Below are 16355 nucleotides of genomic sequence, written 5' to 3'. Positions count from 1 at the left end.
AATTTTAACCGCCTTGAACTTTCAACTCTTACTACATATCTAGATGACTTTGTCATCAATCTAATACTACTTGATGATATGTTTTTTTACCTTTTTTAATAACTAAAGCATTGTCTTCAAACATATCGACAGTTACAGTAGTTTGAGGGTCAGTGACTTTCTTATCTTGTAAACTGACACCACCTTGTTTAATCAATCTTCTAGCTTCTCCATTCGAAGCTGTTAATCCTAGCTCAGTTAAGAGAGCTAGAAGACCTATACCATCAACGAATCTATCTTTATCCATTTTAGTAGTAGGCATATTGTCAGATTTATTACCAGCAGAGAAAAGTGCTCTAGCAGCCTCTTGAGCCTTAGTAGCTTCTTCTTCACCGTGAACGATTTTAGTAAACTCAAATGCTAGGATATCCTTAGCTTTATTTATCTCACTACCCTCAAGGTTACTTAGGTGATCAATTTCATCCATAGGTAAAAACGTCAATAAACATAGACAATTTCTTACGTCAGAGTCATTTACATTTCTTAAGTATTGATATAAGTCATATGGAGATGTTTTGTCTTTGTCTATCCATACAGCACCTGCTTCGGTTTTACCCATTTTTTTACCTTCACTAGTTGTTAATAGCTTGAACGTTAATCCGTATGCAGACTTTGAATCAGATCTTCTTATCAGCTCAACACCTGCAATTATATTTGACCATTGGTCATTTCCACCTAGTTGCATTTTACAATCATATCTTCTATTTAGTTCTAAGAAATCATAGGCTTGCATTATCATGTAGTTAAATTCTAGGAAAGAAAGGCCTTTTTCCATTCTGCTTTTAAAACATTCAGCAGTTAACATTCTATTAACAGAAAAATGTCTTCCTACATTTCTTAGAAACTCCACATAATTAAGGCTTCTAAGCCAGTCTGCGTTGTTTGCAGCATAACCTTTTTCTCCATCTAAACAGAGGTATTTAGATAGTTGTTTTTTCATCAATTCAGCATTGTTATCTATATCTTCCATAGATAGCATCTTTCTCATATCAGTTTTTCCTGATGGATCGCCTACCATTGCAGTTCCGCCACCAAATAACGCAATAGGTTTATGCCCTGCCTTTTGCATGTGCATCATAACCATAACTTGTATAAAGTGACCAACATGTAGACTGTCAGCAGTTGGGTCAAAGCCAATATAAAACTTAACAGATTCCTTTTCAAGTAATTCTCTGATTTCATTTTCATGTGTTGCTTGCTCAATAAAGCCTCTTTCAAGCAAGATGTCATAAATATTTTTACTCATTTTATAACCTCCCTATTTAATATTAGTGCAAAGCACAATATTTTTATATATTTTATAACGAAGATGTTAATGCAACTAGATAAATAATTATCTTTCATGTTTCACTAAGGTATTTTGCAAATGGTTTTATCATACCGTTTCGAACATTAGTATAATAAATTTGAATGATTTAATATTTAAATTAAAAATTTTAATTCTATAGACTTATTGACCTTAATGATTTTCTAGTATAAATTGGTAATAAAAAAAGCCTATTCAACCCATAAGGACGAATAGACTCGTGGTACCACCTTAATTCATAGCCGTTAATAGCTACCTCTAAGACCATTTATCGCATGGTTAACGCAATGTTTCCATCATGGCTCAAGATACGTAATTTACTAACTATGCACCACTGACTTTGCACCATCCAGTCAGCTCTCTTATTATAGACATAATTAGCTAAAATATCTTTCTTAGCCTTATTAGTATTAAGTTATATTATATAATATTAGAACAAGTAGAATTTGTCAAGGGTAATTATTTAGTTGATATAAATTTAGAATTATTATAATATAAATCTGTGGTTATAAAGTAAGTTACACATAATATCATTAATACTGTAAAAAATATCATAAAGATTAAGATAAAAAATTCAATTTTGATTACCTGAGAATAGGAGAGTAAAAATGAGCAATATAGAATTAATAGCAACTTCAAGCTTTGGATTAGAAGCAGTAGTAAAAAGAGAGCTACTAAACCTAGGTTTTGAAAATCCTAAAGTAGAAAATGGAAAAATAACATACAAATCTGATGAAGAAGGTATAGCTAAGTCAAACCTATGGCTTAGAAGTGCAGACAGAGTTTTATTAAAACTAGGAGAATTTCGAGCAGAATCGTTTGAAGAATTATTTCAAGGAACAAGATCATTACCTTGGGAAGATTGGATTACAGAAGATGGAGAGTTTATCGTAAATGGAAAATCTGTCAAATCAAAACTATTTAGCATATCAGACTGCCAAGCTATTGTTAAAAAAGCTATTGTAGAGAGATTAAAGATAAAATATAAAACAGACTGGTTTAAAGAAACAGGTGCAAAATTTACAGTTCAAGTATCAATACTAAAAGATATTGCAACATTGACAATAGATACTAGTGGAGTTGGATTGCATAAAAGAGGATATAGACAGGACTCTGTAGAAGCTCCTATTAAGGAGACTCTAGCAGCAGCGATGCTACAGCTTAGTTATTGGAACAAAGGTAGAGTTTTACTTGATCCTTTTTGTGGTTCTGGAACAATACCAATAGAAGCAGCATTAATAGGAAAAAATATTGCTCCAGGGTTAAATAGAGAATTTGTTTCAATGGATTGGCCAAGAGTAGGTAAAGATATATACAAAAAAGTTAGAGTTGAGGCTTATAAAGCTATTGATACTGAAGCTAAGTTAAAGATATTTGCATCAGATATAGATAAAGATGCTATTAATCTTGCTAAGGAAAATAGTATAGAAGCTGGAGTAGATGACTGTATTAATTTTAAAGCAATTAGTTTAAGACCGATTAACATAAAAGATAAATTCGGGGTTATAGTATGCAATCCTCCTTATGGTGAAAGACTTGGTCAAAGACAGGAAATAATGAAGTTGTATCGAAAAATGGGAAGCTTTTTTGGAGAATTGAAGACTTGGTCAAAATACATCATCACTTCAGAAAAAGAGTTTGAAAAAGCATATGGTAAAAAAGCTGATAAGAAGAGAAAATTATTTAATGGTAGATTGGAAGTAAACTACTATCAATACTTTGGGCCAAGGCCAGATAGTAAATAAATTAAAACAAACATATGAATAAATTAAGTAGTTAATGAGGTGTTATTTTGAAAAATAAAAATAAAATAGAATATGGTAACTCAAGTATTTCCTCTCTAAAAGGTGCAGATAGAGTAAGAAAAAGACCGTCAGTTATATTTGGTTCAGATGGGCTTGAGGGATGCCAGCATACCTTTTTTGAAATATTATCTAACTCTATAGATGAAGCAAGGCAAGGTTTTGGAGATTGTATAAAAATAATAAAACATATAGATAAATCAATTACAGTACAAGATTTTGCAAGAGGTACACCTGTAGACTTTAATCCCACAGAAAAAAAATATAATTGGGAGCTAGTATTTTGTGAGTTGTATGCAGGAGGAAAATATAACAATAACTCAGGAAACATATATAAATTCAGTTTAGGATTAAACGGATTAGGTGCATGTGCTACACAGTATAGTTCTGAGTATATGGACGTTATAGTTTTTAGGGATGGATATAGATATGATTTGCATTTTGAAGAGGGAAAAAATATAGGTGGACTAAAAAAGGAAAAGTGTGATTATGAATCCACTGGAACTATTACAAAATGGAAGCCAGATATAAATGTTTTTACAGATATAAATATACCGATAGAGTATTATAAAGACACTATTAAGAGACAAGCAGTAGTAAATGCAGGATTAAAGTTCTTGCTTTATGATGAAGAAACTCAGACTCATTATGAATATATTTATGAGAATGGTATAGTTGACTATATGAAAGAAATAGCTGAAGATAAAAATCTTACTGAGATATATTATTGTGAAGCTGAAGGTGATGGAAAAGACAGAGAAGACAAGCCAGAATATAAAGTAAAGGTAGAGCTTGCTTTTTGTTTTAATAACGATATAAATAGATTAGAGTATTACCACAACTCAAGTTTTCTAGAGTATGGTGGTTCACCTGATAAAGCAGTTAAGAATGCTTTTTTATATGAAATCAATAATTATTTGAAAAAGACTGGAAAATACAACAAGGGTGAGAAAAAAATCAGCTTTGTTGATATACAAGATAGTATGATATTAATATCTAATTCGTTTTCAACAATCACAAGCTATGAAAACCAGACTAAAAAAGCAATAACGAATAAATTTATACAGGAATTTATGACAGAATTTATAAAAGAGAAATTAGAAGTTTATTTTATTGAAAACAAAGAAGATACAGAAAATATAATGAATCAAATACTAGCAAACAAAAGAAGTAGAGAAAAAGCAGAGATTACAAGAAAAAGTATAAGAAAAAAGTTAAGTGGCTCAGTAAGTGTTACAAATAGAGTAAAGAAATTTGTAAACTGTAAAAGCAAAGATATTAGTAAAAGGGAGTTATACATTGTTGAGGGAGATTCTGCATTAGGATCTTGTAAACTAGCAAGAGATGCTGAATTTCAGGCGTTACTTCCAGTGAGAGGAAAGATATTAAACTGTTTAAAAGCTGATTATGATAGGATATTTAAGAGTGATATAATAATAGATTTGTTAAAAGTACTGGGTTGTGGAGTTGAGATAAAGACAAAACACAACAAGGAACTTAATACATTCGATATAGATAATCTTAACTGGGATAAAATAATAATTTGTACAGATGCTGATGTAGATGGATTTCAAATTAGAGCATTGATATTAACTATGATATACACGTTAGTACCTACGTTAATACAGCAAGGAAAAGTTTTTATAGCTGAGTCACCTTTGTTTGAAGTTAATACAAAGAAACGAACATACTTTGCTTACAATCAACAAGAAAAACAAAAAATTGTATCAAAGATAAAAACTTCATATACTTTACAAAGATCAAAAGGGCTTGGAGAGAACGACCCAGAAATGATGTGGCAAACTACAATGTGCCCAGAAACTAGAAGATTAATAAAGGTAGTTCCAGAGGATATAGAAAGTACGCAAGAGATGTTCTTGACGTTGTTAGGAGATAATATAACAGGTAGAAAACAATTTATTATAGATAAAGGACACTTGTATTTAGAAATGTTAGATATAAGCTAGAAGAGGTGTTGTATGAAATTTATAAGCAAAAACATAACAAATGTATTAGAAGAAAATTATATGCCATATGTAATGAGTGTTATAGTTTCTAGAGCTATACCTGAAATAGATGGGTTTAAACCTGCTCATAGAAAACTTTTATACACTATGTATACAATGAAGCTTTTGACTGGTTCGAGGACAAAATCAGCTAATGTGGTAGGGCAAACAATGAAACTAAATCCACATGGAGATGGAGCAATATATGCGACATTAGTAAGACTTACAAAAGGTTACGATGCGTTACTGCATTCATTTATAGATTCCAAAGGAAACTTTGGTAAATATTATTCTAGAGATATGAAATATGCTGCATCAAGGTATACAGAAGTTAAATTGGCACAAATATGTAGCGAAATATTTAAAGATATAGATAAAAACACAGTTGAATTTGTTGACAACTACGATGGAAAGTTAAAAGAACCATTGCTATTGCCTACAACTTTTCCAAACGTACTAGTAAGCAATAATAAAGGTATAGCAGTAGGTATGGCAAGCAATATCTGTAGTTTTAACTTAAAAGAGGTTTGTGATGTAACAATACAGTTTCTAAAGAATGAAGAAATAGATGTGCTCAAATATTTAAAGGCACCTGATTTTTCAAGCGGCGGGAAATTGCTGTTTGATGAAAAACAAATCAGGAAGATATATAATACTGGTATTGGTGCATTTAAATTAAGAAGTAAGTATGAATATATAAAAGAAGACAATTGTATAGAAATAACCGAGATTCCATATACAACAACAACAGAGCAAATCATAGATAAGATTATAGACTTAATCAAGTCTGGAAAGATAAGCGGAATATCGGATGTAAGAGATGAAACAGATCTAAAAGGTCTTAAGGTTACCATAGATTTAAAGAGAGGAACCGATCCTGAGTTATTGACAAAAAAATTACTTAGCATGACAACACTAGAAGACACATTTGCATGTAATTTTAATATATTGATTGGAAATGCTCCTAGAGTAATGGGGATTAAAGAAATATTAAGAGAATGGATTAAATTTAGAATAACATGTATCAAGAATCAGATACAACATGATATAGGTAAAAAGTCAGATAAGTTACATTTACTTAATGGTCTAGCTAAAGTGCTTTTAGATATAGACAAGGCTATACAGATAATTAGGAAAACCAAAAACGATGAATCAGTTATACCTAATCTTATGAATGCGTTTGAAATAGATAAAATACAAGCAGAGTATGTAGCTAATATAAGGTTACGTAATTTAAATGAAGACTATATACTTAATAAAGTAAAAGAAATAGAAGCGCTCAAAGAAGAATTAAATGAACTCAATGTTACATTTAATGATGAAAATAAAATCAAAAATATAATATCGGCACAGTTAAAAAACATAAAAAAACAATTTGGGCAGGAGCGAAAAACTGAAATTATAGAATATGTGCAAGAAGATAAAATAACACAAAATAATATTGTAGAAAACTACGAACTAAAACTATTTATTACAAAGCACCAATACATCAAAAAAATATCAATGGCATCTTTAAGAGGAAATAGTGAACATAAGCTAAAAGATGAAGATTATATAGTGCAAGAAATAGATGCTGAAAATCATTCAGAGATATTGTTTTTTACAAATAAGTTTAATGTGTATAAGATGTATGCATATGATATAGCAGACCATAAAGCTAGTAGTTTAGGGCAATACATTCCTAATTTAGTCGATTTAGATGAAGGTGAACATATAATAAAAGTCGTTGCAACAAAAGACTTTATAGGGCATATGGTCTTTGCATACCAAAATGGGAAAATAGCTAAAATACCATTAAGTAGCTATGCTACAAAGACTAATAGAAAGAAACTTGTTAAAGCATATTCAGATGATTCTTCATTGATTAGAGTGTTTTATATGCCAGAGGATGAGGATATCATATTATTTAGAGATGAAGGTAGTAAAGATACAAGAGTTATGCTAATAAATACTAGTGTGATCAATGAAAAAACTACAAGAACTACTAGAGGTATCCAGTGCATGAGGATGAAAAAGAACAGCATTATAACAAGTGTTAAAAAACCAAACGAAATAGAGTTTAATGATGTAGAATATTATAGATTTAACTCTATACCAAGAGCAGGTAATACCTATTCAGTAGAAGATTCATTTAGTTATTTTAATAAAAAATGATATTAGTTAAATGATGACAACCGTATAATTGGATTGAGAGACTATAAATATGCGGGAAATTAAGAAAACTTCTTTCTGGTAATAATTAAGTTATGATATCAGAAAGAAGTTTTTTAAGGAACCATACCAAAAGTAGTAGTCAAGGGAATAACTAGTGAAAATAACTGTAGTAATGTTTCAGATGGTTATTAAATTATTAAGGACATAGCTGGATTAGATTAATATCATAGATATAAAAAATTAAACTATTTATTTACTTATTGCTAAATATATAAAAACACAAAATAAACTACCATTATGTAGGAAATTTATTTTCTTTAGTTTCTCTGTCAAGTGATTTATCCAATTCAAACCAAAACGTTATACCATCAGATTCTAAATTGGCGCCATATTTATTATTATCTGCAACTTGTATAGCTTTAACAACAGAAAGTCCTAAACCAAAGCTAGCATAATCTCTTGTTCTGGAAGTATCAATTTTATAAAAGCTTTCCCATAATTTTTCTAATTCAGTTTGTTCAATAGGGTTGCAGGTATTATATATCTCTATTTTAACATGTTCTTGTTTTTCTATAATATTAATTTTAATAATTTTTTTATTATTTACATATTGTATCGCATTATTAATATAATTTGTTAATATTACTTCACACTTAAGTATGTCAGCAGTTACATAAATAGCATCAATGGGTGTATATACTAATTTTATGTCATTATTATTAAATTGAAGCTGATATTTCTTTAGAATATAGTCTACAAACTCAACAATATCAAAAGAAGATTTGTTTAATTTAATGTCTCCAAACTCAATTTGATTAATATCAAGTAAATCCTGCACTAGCTGATTCATTTTTCTTGATTCGTCAATTATAACATCACAATAGAAATTTCTACGATTAGCGCTGTTTGCTACATCATATTTAAGACCTTCTGCATATCCATGCATAAGCGATAAGGGAGATTTCAATTCGTGTGAAACATTATTTAGTAATCGCTTACGTTTTTCATCTATTTTATTTTTCAGGTGTATTTCTTTCTTTAATTCTTTATTAGTAGCATGTAATGAATTTATTGTTTTAGCTAACTCAATTGATAGTTCATTTATACTACATGCAAGTTGTCCTATTTCATCATTGGTGGTAACTTCACATTTTGTATCAAAGTTTAATTGTTTCATTTTATTAGTAGCACTGTTCATTTGTAAGATTGGTTTAGTAAAGGATTTTGATAAATAATAAGCGGAGGTAATACCTATTAATAGAAGTAGAATACCTGTTAATAATATAAAATTATTAGACATAGAAATATTTATTTCTATAGGTATTAGCGGTAATCTTAAATCAAAATTATTACCGTTATCTAATTTACCGGTCAGTATTAAACTCTTTGTTCCACTAATTATGTCGTTGGCCCAAATATATTCTATATAATCATTAACATGCTCTTGATTAGTTATGGTTATTGGTGGCCTAAGTAGCTTTTTTTGGTTTTTAGAGGGTTTATTTGGTTTAGGTTTAAGTATTTTATCAAATAGTTCATCTTTAATGTATGACCTTGAAGAATAGTAAATTTCATCATCATTATTATATATAAGAATGTCAATATTAGATCTGTTTTCTATAGAAATAAAATCTTTTAAAGATTCAGTATAACTATTAGAAACGTTATTATTTATTATAGAATAATATTTATATAGCAGTTTCTTTTGAGTATTAGTATAATATATTGGATATATATATGTGTTTACTAAAACCATTATTATAGTAAGTATAATTACTATTGAACCAACCTGAAAGAATAGTTTTTTCTTTATTGAATTCATATTGTCACCTCAAATTTATAGCCATACCCTCTGACCGTTTGAATGTATGATTGGTAGTCTTTAAATTTAATTCTTAATCTATTTATGTGAGTATCCACAGTTCTATCTGTTCCTTGATAGTCAATACCCCAAATTTTATTAAGCAATTGATTTCTTGTTAATACTATTGATTCGTTTTCTATAAAATATAGTAGTAAATTATACTCAGTTTGACTAAGGTCAATAGGTTCATCGTTTAATATAACCTTATGCTGTTTTAATATTACCGTAAGTTCACCCTTTTTTATTACATCATCTTCATTGATTTGATAAGTACGCTTTATTAATGCGTTTATTCTTGCAACTAATATAGTAGGGCTAAAAGGTTTAGTAATATATTCATCGCTTCCATTTTTAAAACCATTGAGTTCATCTATTTCGGTATTTTTAGCAGTTAACATGACTATTGGAATATCGCTAATTTTTCTAATTTCTTTACATACCTCAAAACCATTCAAATATGGCATCATTATATCAAGTATTGCTAAATCAATATTGTTATTCTTAAATTTTTCAATTGCTTGACAGCCATGTTTGGCTTCTATAATACTATATCCCTGATTTTTTAAAAAATCAGATATAAGTATTCTCATCCTTGTATCATCTTCCGCTATCAATATAGTTCTTTTCATAATAATGCCTCCAGAAATAAAATCATTATTTTTATACTAATATAGATATGTTACAGTTAAATCACAAATTTAACAAGTGCCATAATATTATTTCTAAAAAGATTAATTACTTCATACCTATGTATCTTATTATGTACAAATAAATTATATAACTAAACTACCTCCTTATATGAAAAAATATAAAACTTATGTTATATAAATGTGACATTGCAGCTATAGAGTATAAATATGTTGTTAGTCTATGCGTAGGAAGGAGGTGTTTTAGTGAAAGAAAAGAGACATGAAATTAAATATTTACTTAATTATACTGAGTATATCAGTTGTATTAGAAAGGTAGAAAAGTTGTTAAAAAGAGATATGAATTCTAATGAAAATGGCTATATAGTAAATAGTTTATATTTTGATAATTACTATAATAAAGCAGTTACAGAAAAAATAGATGGTTTAGAAATACGTCATAAATATCGTATAAGATATTATAATAACAATCTAAGAAACTCAAAATTAGAAAGAAAATCTAAAATAGGATTAATAACTACTAAGGAGAACATTAAAATTACTGATGTTGAAGTAAAGGATATACTTAATAAACAATATAGTTTTTTAATAGAAAAGAGATCAAATTTGAGTAATGAGTTCTATATTAAATTAAAACACGAACTATTCGAGCCAAAAGTTATTATTAAGTATAGGCGACAAGCTTTTGTACACCCTATAGGTAATCTTAGGGTGACCTTTGATAGAAGTATAAAAAGAGGATATAAAGATGTGGATATATTTAATGATAATATTCGATATGTCAATTGTATAGAAGATGACAATATAGTGATGGAAATAAAATACAATGGATATTTCCCTGACTATATTAGAAGTATTCTTCAAACAGGCAATATAATGCGAGAGGCTGTTTCTAAATATGTGATAGCCAGAGAAATTTACTAAATCAGTTCAAATAATAAATTATGGAGGAGTTAAGATGACTACGTTTCAAGACATTTTAAAAGAAGGAATTATAGAAAATATATCTAATATATCAGCTGTTTCTATAGGTATAACTTTATCAATAGCATTTATTATAGGCATGTTTATTTTTAAGGTATATAAAGTTACATACCAGAGTGTAGTTTATACAAAGAGTTTTAATATTTCTCTGGTTATGATGACTATGGTTACTTCATTAGTTATATTAGCAGTAACAGCTAATGTTGTTTTATCATTAGGTATGGTAGGTGCTTTAAGTATAGTTCGTTTTAGAAGTGCTATAAAAGATCCAATGGACATAGTATTCATGTTTTGGTCAATAGCTACAGGTATTATAACAGGAGCAGGGTTTTATCTTTTGGCAGTAGTTGGCTCTTTGGTGATAGGTATAGTTATATATTTACTAACCAAGAGTATAAAAAATGAAAGTCCATATATATTGTTAGTAAATTATTCCAACAAAAAATCGGAAGAGCAGATTTTACAAAAAGTAAGAGGTAAAGCAACTAAATATTTTATAAAATCCAAGACTGTTGAAGACAGTGGAATGGAATTAACTATATCTTTGAGAATTAAAGATAATGAGACAGAATTATTAAATGATTTGAAAAAAATTGATTCTGTTACTAATACGATTTTAGTTAGTAATCATGAATTTAGTTAGATAATTGTAGCAAGGATGTGGACATATGAAAATTTTAAGAATTATAGTGGTCTTATTATTATGCATTACTATTTTTATCTTTGTAGATAGTGTAATAGCATATAAGCTGAATGAAATTGAATTTCAGGAGAACTTAAAAACGGATACAGAACTAAATAATGATAATGAAAATAATAATATTGATAAAGCCGATTCAATAGTTTTCCCTCATAATAAAGTAGTTGATGTCAAAATAGATATCGATGAGTCAGTTTATAACAATATGATTGAAAACGCACTAAAAGAAGAAATGGTGTGTGCTAATATAGAATATAACGGATATAACTTTAACAATGTAGGAATAAGACCCAAAGGTAATTCCAGTTTAAGGTCAGTAGCTAATAAAGGAAGTAACAGGTTTAGTTTAAAAGTAGATTTTAATCATTATGTTAAAGATCAGAATATATTTGGTATAAGCAAATTAAACTTAAATAATCTTTATTCAGATCCTACTATGATGTCTGAATATCTTAGCTATGAAATGCTTAATGAGTTAAACGCTGATGTCGCGAGAACTACATATATTGCTTTATATATTAACGAGCGATATTTTGGATTATATTTGTGTGTTGAACAAGTTGATGAGGCGTTCTTGTTAGATCGTTTTGACAATTTTGAAGGAGAATTCTATAAGCCTGAAATGGGAGTGGGTAGCAATTTAAAGTATATTTCTGAATATAGTAGTGATTATCAAGGTATGATTGATAAGAATGACATTAGAATAGATAATAAAAAGTTAATTGAACTTATTAAGTCAATAGATAGTGGCATTGCCTTAGAAGATAATTTAAATATAGATTCGTTTTTAAAATATCTAGCCTTAAATACTGCCATTGTTAGCTTAGATAATTATCTGTCTGGTATGTTCCATAACTATTATCTATATAATAATAACGGAATCTTTGAATGGATAGCATGGGATTTTAATATGTCATTTAATGGCTTTCCAAAGAGTGGTATATCTAATCAGCAGGCTGTTGCATTTTTAATTGATGAGCCTGTTATAGGATCAATGGATAAATACCCAATAGTAAAAACAATACTTAGTAATGAGGAATATGTTAAGAAATATCATTTTTATTTAAATAACCTTACTACTGGATATTTAAGTGAAGATAACTTTACTAATAAAGTAATGCAAACATATGAGATGATTAACGAATATGTAAAGAAGGATCCATCAGCATTTTATTCCTACGATAAGTTTAAAGAATCTATTTTTAAAGATACAGATAAGGGTATGGGGCTTTTGAATTTTGTTAAGGCTAGAAATGAAAATATAAAGAAGCAATTGGATGGTGCTATACCAAGTGCTAATAACGGTAATGGTAATATAGGCACTCATAGAGGAGAAGGACGTGGGCAGAAAGATAATAAAAAACAGCAGTTAAATGATATGAAAAACAAAGAAGGGGAAAATAGTGAATTCAATGAGGGGGGAGTAAATAGACAAAAAAATGTTAATAAAATTAAATCTTCTTCTAATAAAAATCTAGGAAAACTATCTAAGAATAAACCTATAGAACGAGTAGAGATGTCCAAAGATCGTGATGGAAAAGAGAAAAATAATAATAGGTCTAAAGAGGGGAACTTAAATAAAGAGCATCTTTTGGGTAAGAGTGAGGACAGACAAAGTAAACATATCGATAAAAATACTTTATATGTTAATATAGCGATATTGTCTATTAGTATAATTATTATAATAATTTTTTGTTTATATATTAATAAAAAGAATATATAGTGATAAGGAATTGTTATTATATTAAAGATTGTAATAGTCAGATTTATAGTTGTTTTGTGTAATTAAAAGTTATTTTGAATATCACTTTGTAGGTATTTCAGCCAATAAGTTACTAGGGATCAAGTAGTCCTTAATGTAGTAAACTGGGGGAATATTCTATTTAACTAAATATAAAGAGTCATACTTACAAAGTATGACCCTATTAACCCCTCATAACTTTTAAAAAACCAACTCAAGACCTTGAAGTCTCTCCTTTAACAAAGCCATAACTTTTTTCTCTTCTTTTATACTATCAGCATCATAAGTTACAGAAAACCTAAGGAAATGACCTGCATCATCCCAAGGCACTGTGGAGACAAAGGCATTTTCAAGTATATATTTAAATGCGTGCATAGCACTTTCAAATATAACGCCAGATTTTGTACCTTTAGGTATTTTAGTATAGAGATAGAAAGTAGACCTTGGTTTATTTACATCAAATCCGATTTCTTTTAGTACATCTACAAGCATATCAAGTCTTCTAGAATATTTTGAACAAGTGTTCTGAGTGATTTCAGTATGACCAAGAGCGTAAATGCCAGCTTTTTGGATGGGTATAAACTGCCCAGAGTCGACTGAGTTTTTAACTATAGAGTACAGATTTATTATATCACTGTTGCCAGCTATAAAAGCCAATCGCCACCCTGTCATATTGAAAGCCTTACTAAGAGAGTGAACCTCCACACCAATTTCCTTAGCACCATCAATAGATAAGAAACTTAGAGGTTTAACTCCATCGTAAACTAATGGACCATAAGCGGCATCAGATACAACTACAAATTTATATTTATGAGCTAAAGCGACAATTTTTGAGTAAAGTTTAAAATCAGGTATTTGACCAGTTGGATTATTTGGATAATTTATATAGAGTATTTTTGTCTTGTTCAATATATCCTCAGGCACAGCGTTAAGGTTTGGATAAAAATTATTATAATCATACAAAGGTAAATTAAATACTCTTCCACCAAGATATTTAGTATGTGATGCAATTATAGGGTACCCAGGCACAGTAACTAGTGAATAGTCTCCGGGATTGATAAAACATAATGGTAACATTGACAGTATTGATTTTATCCCTATACCATGAAGCACTTCATTACTTGGATCAATATCAATACTATATATATGTTTCATATAACTAGAGCAAGAGTTTTTGAAAGATTGTATACCGTTATCGGCATACCCTCGATTTTCTTTTTTACAAGCTTCATTACATAAAGTATCTATTACTCCAGAGTTTGCCTCGCTATCCGGCTCTCCAATACCAAAATTAAGTATATCTATAGCAGTATTTTTTAATAATAAGTCATTCTTTAACTGTTTTATTTCAGCAAATTTATACTTAGCAAACTGCTTAGCTTTTAACCTATCTGATGTAATATTAGCTATTAATCCCATAAAATCACTCCATTATATATAATAAACTTAACCTCAATTTCTCCAAGATACATCTTATTCAGATAGTATCCAATAATACTAGAGTTAATTTTATAGTATTCATCAGAGTATATAATGTGCCATTTAATACTACAAATCCAAGATTGCTATAAGAATTATTTAGTGAATTTATTTAACTGTCAACTTCTTAATTAATCATAAAAAATTAAGGTGTATCAAAAGACACACCCTCAAACTGTAGACAAAAGCCAATTGCTACGTTGTAGTTAAAAATTCCGTTGCCTCACTTACCTCTAGGTAAGCGCTACTACTCAATTTTAACACCTAGACTTAAACTCTTACTACAGTCTGTTATTTAGGATATTAGCAATCAGGTATTTGATATTCAAGATTTTTTATAACGATATTAGTTTCTTTCATTAAATCAATATCTCGATGGTCTCCTCCCCATACAACAGAAACTTCAGGTCTAAGAGGAAATTTACCATCAACTTTTTTAACAGAAGCAATTGCCCCAGTACTCAGCCTAACTAAGCTTCCTGTTGGAAAAGGAATGATTTTGCTGATAAATGCTTTAACCATTTCAAAATCAAAATAAGTTCCTCCACTTGCCATTAAGTATTCTAAAGCAGCATTAGGAGGGAGTGCCATTCTATAAGGCCTATCCGAAGTTAATGCATCGTATACATCAGCTATAGTAACTATTCTAGCCAGCTTATTTATCTCAGATCCTTTTAGTGATTGAGGATATCCACTCCCATCATATTTTTCATGATGATGAAGAGCAATTATTCTAGATCTACCAGATATTGAAGAACATTCTTTCAAATAATCGTAGCCCAGTTGTGGGTGTAACATTACCTCAGCATATTCACTATCAGTTAGACTGCCCTCTTTCTGTAAAATTTCTTTAGGAATTAATATTTTTCCAACATCATGAAGCATAGCACCCAAGCATAAATCAGTAAGTTCTGTTTTGTTAAGATTTAATGTTATACCAAGTGTTAAAGATAGTATAGCAACATTAATAGAATGCTGCAGAGTATAAGAATCGCTACTTTTTATATCTACTAAATTAACTAAGACATCTTTGTTAGATAATATTTCATTAACAATATCCTCAGAAATTTTAGTCAAATTGTTGATGTGATTTATTTGTTCATTTTTCATTCTATTAACCACAGACGGTATTTTTGAACCTGATTTTTGCATAATACTGAATTGTCTGAACTGGTTAAAAGTGCTTTTTATACTATCCATAGCTTTATTTCTAAGTTCAGGACGAATAATATCTTCTAGTTCTTCATCTGAATATTCATCTAGTATATAAACAGAGCGTATTCCCATGGAAGTTATTCTATCTTTTATTTTACTTGTTAGAGTTGCCCCTTTTTTTAATAATATCCTACCTTCGTTATCGAATAAGTTTTTGCCCAGTATCGAATTGTCTTTTGCATACATAATTGGTAAAAATCTCATATATTACCCCTTTTTCATCAATAAACCCACATCAATAATCTTATTTTACCATATAAGTGCAACATGTGAATATATTTATTTTAATGGTTAAATCTAATCGTAATATCTATTTATTAATCTTAAGTAATTTTGTATACAGAAAACGTAAATAATAATGTTTAAATCAAAACAAAAATATGATAGCATTTAAAATATAACGAAATATTTATGTTTG

11 protein-coding genes are annotated in these 16355 nt (G+C 29.1%); 6 read left to right on the top strand and 5 right to left on the bottom strand.

Annotated elements, in window-relative coordinates; translation table 11 throughout:
* Positions 1 to 55: 55 nt before the first annotated feature.
* On the bottom strand, positions 56 to 1285 hold the full coding sequence (tyrS, locus tag P3X86_RS14910) for a tyrosine--tRNA ligase (protein WP_483293508.1): 1230 nt from the start codon (positions 1283 to 1285) through the stop codon (positions 56 to 58).
* A gap of 668 nt (positions 1286 to 1953) precedes the next feature.
* On the opposite strand from tyrS, the gene P3X86_RS14905 reads away from it, so the two are divergent.
* From P3X86_RS14905 to P3X86_RS14895, 3 genes are read left to right on the top strand one after another with little or no spacing between them, the layout of a single operon-like run.
* Positions 1954 to 3090, top strand: coding sequence for a THUMP domain-containing class I SAM-dependent RNA methyltransferase (locus P3X86_RS14905; RefSeq protein WP_483293507.1), 1137 nt, complete (start codon positions 1954 to 1956; stop codon positions 3088 to 3090).
* A gap of 44 nt (positions 3091 to 3134) precedes the next feature.
* The gene (locus tag P3X86_RS14900) at positions 3135 to 5114 is read left to right on the top strand and encodes a DNA gyrase/topoisomerase IV subunit B (protein ID WP_483293730.1); all 1980 of its coding nucleotides are present in this window, start codon (positions 3135 to 3137) and stop codon (positions 5112 to 5114) included.
* A 12-nt stretch (positions 5115 to 5126) separates the two neighbouring features.
* On the top strand, positions 5127 to 7307 hold the full coding sequence (locus P3X86_RS14895; RefSeq protein WP_483293506.1) for a DNA gyrase subunit A: 2181 nt from the start codon (positions 5127 to 5129) through the stop codon (positions 7305 to 7307).
* Positions 7308 to 7602: 295 nt separating this feature from the next.
* On the opposite strand, the gene P3X86_RS14890 is transcribed toward P3X86_RS14895, so the two are convergent.
* A complete protein-coding gene (locus P3X86_RS14890; protein WP_483293505.1) occupies positions 7603 to 9129 on the bottom strand; it encodes a HAMP domain-containing sensor histidine kinase in 1527 nt (508 codons plus the stop codon).
* Positions 9126 to 9800, bottom strand: coding sequence for a response regulator transcription factor (locus P3X86_RS14885; protein WP_483293504.1), 675 nt, complete (start codon positions 9798 to 9800; stop codon positions 9126 to 9128). Before P3X86_RS14885 ends, P3X86_RS14890 begins: the two co-directional genes overlap by 4 nt.
* Positions 9801 to 10064: 264 nt before the next feature.
* Between P3X86_RS14885 and P3X86_RS14880 the strand changes: the two genes are divergently transcribed.
* From P3X86_RS14880 to P3X86_RS14870, 3 genes are read left to right on the top strand one after another with little or no spacing between them, the layout of a single operon-like run.
* Positions 10065 to 10742, top strand: a complete 678-nt coding sequence (locus P3X86_RS14880; protein WP_483293503.1) for a polyphosphate polymerase domain-containing protein — start codon at positions 10065 to 10067, stop codon at positions 10740 to 10742.
* A 34-nt stretch (positions 10743 to 10776) separates the two neighbouring features.
* Positions 10777 to 11445 (top strand): DUF4956 domain-containing protein, encoded by a 669-nt coding sequence (locus P3X86_RS14875; protein WP_483293502.1) that lies wholly within the window; start codon positions 10777 to 10779, stop codon positions 11443 to 11445.
* Between the two features lie 25 nt (positions 11446 to 11470).
* Positions 11471 to 13225, top strand: coding sequence for a CotH kinase family protein (locus tag P3X86_RS14870; protein ID WP_483293501.1), 1755 nt, complete (start codon positions 11471 to 11473; stop codon positions 13223 to 13225).
* Between the two features lie 219 nt (positions 13226 to 13444).
* Here the strand turns inward: P3X86_RS14870 and P3X86_RS14865 are convergent, their stop codons facing one another.
* The gene (locus P3X86_RS14865; RefSeq protein WP_483293500.1) at positions 13445 to 14662 is read right to left on the bottom strand and encodes an aminotransferase class I/II-fold pyridoxal phosphate-dependent enzyme; all 1218 of its coding nucleotides are present in this window, start codon (positions 14660 to 14662) and stop codon (positions 13445 to 13447) included.
* A gap of 363 nt (positions 14663 to 15025) precedes the next feature.
* On the bottom strand, positions 15026 to 16141 hold the full coding sequence (locus tag P3X86_RS14860; protein ID WP_483293499.1) for an HD-GYP domain-containing protein: 1116 nt from the start codon (positions 16139 to 16141) through the stop codon (positions 15026 to 15028).
* Positions 16142 to 16355 lie beyond the last annotated feature (214 nt).

Source organism: Abyssisolibacter sp. ZYX002 (genome assembly GCF_056892235.1).
This window is presented reverse-complemented; position numbering and strand designations above follow the sequence as displayed.

Coding starts and splice junctions, on each gene's coding strand:
- P3X86_RS14870 (WP_483293501.1), top strand. CDS start 11,471: ATGAAAATTTTAAGAATTATAGTGGTCTTATTATTATGCATTACTATT.
- P3X86_RS14885 (WP_483293504.1), bottom strand. CDS start 9,800: ATGAAAAGAACTATATTGATAGCGGAAGATGATACAAGGATGAGAATA.
- P3X86_RS14895 (WP_483293506.1), top strand. CDS start 5,127: ATGAAATTTATAAGCAAAAACATAACAAATGTATTAGAAGAAAATTAT.
- P3X86_RS14905 (WP_483293507.1), top strand. CDS start 1,954: ATGAGCAATATAGAATTAATAGCAACTTCAAGCTTTGGATTAGAAGCA.
- P3X86_RS14890 (WP_483293505.1), bottom strand. CDS start 9,129: ATGAATTCAATAAAGAAAAAACTATTCTTTCAGGTTGGTTCAATAGTA.
- P3X86_RS14875 (WP_483293502.1), top strand. CDS start 10,777: ATGACTACGTTTCAAGACATTTTAAAAGAAGGAATTATAGAAAATATA.
- tyrS (WP_483293508.1), bottom strand. CDS start 1,285: ATGAGTAAAAATATTTATGACATCTTGCTTGAAAGAGGCTTTATTGAG.
- P3X86_RS14865 (WP_483293500.1), bottom strand. CDS start 14,662: ATGGGATTAATAGCTAATATTACATCAGATAGGTTAAAAGCTAAGCAG.
- P3X86_RS14860 (WP_483293499.1), bottom strand. CDS start 16,141: ATGAGATTTTTACCAATTATGTATGCAAAAGACAATTCGATACTGGGC.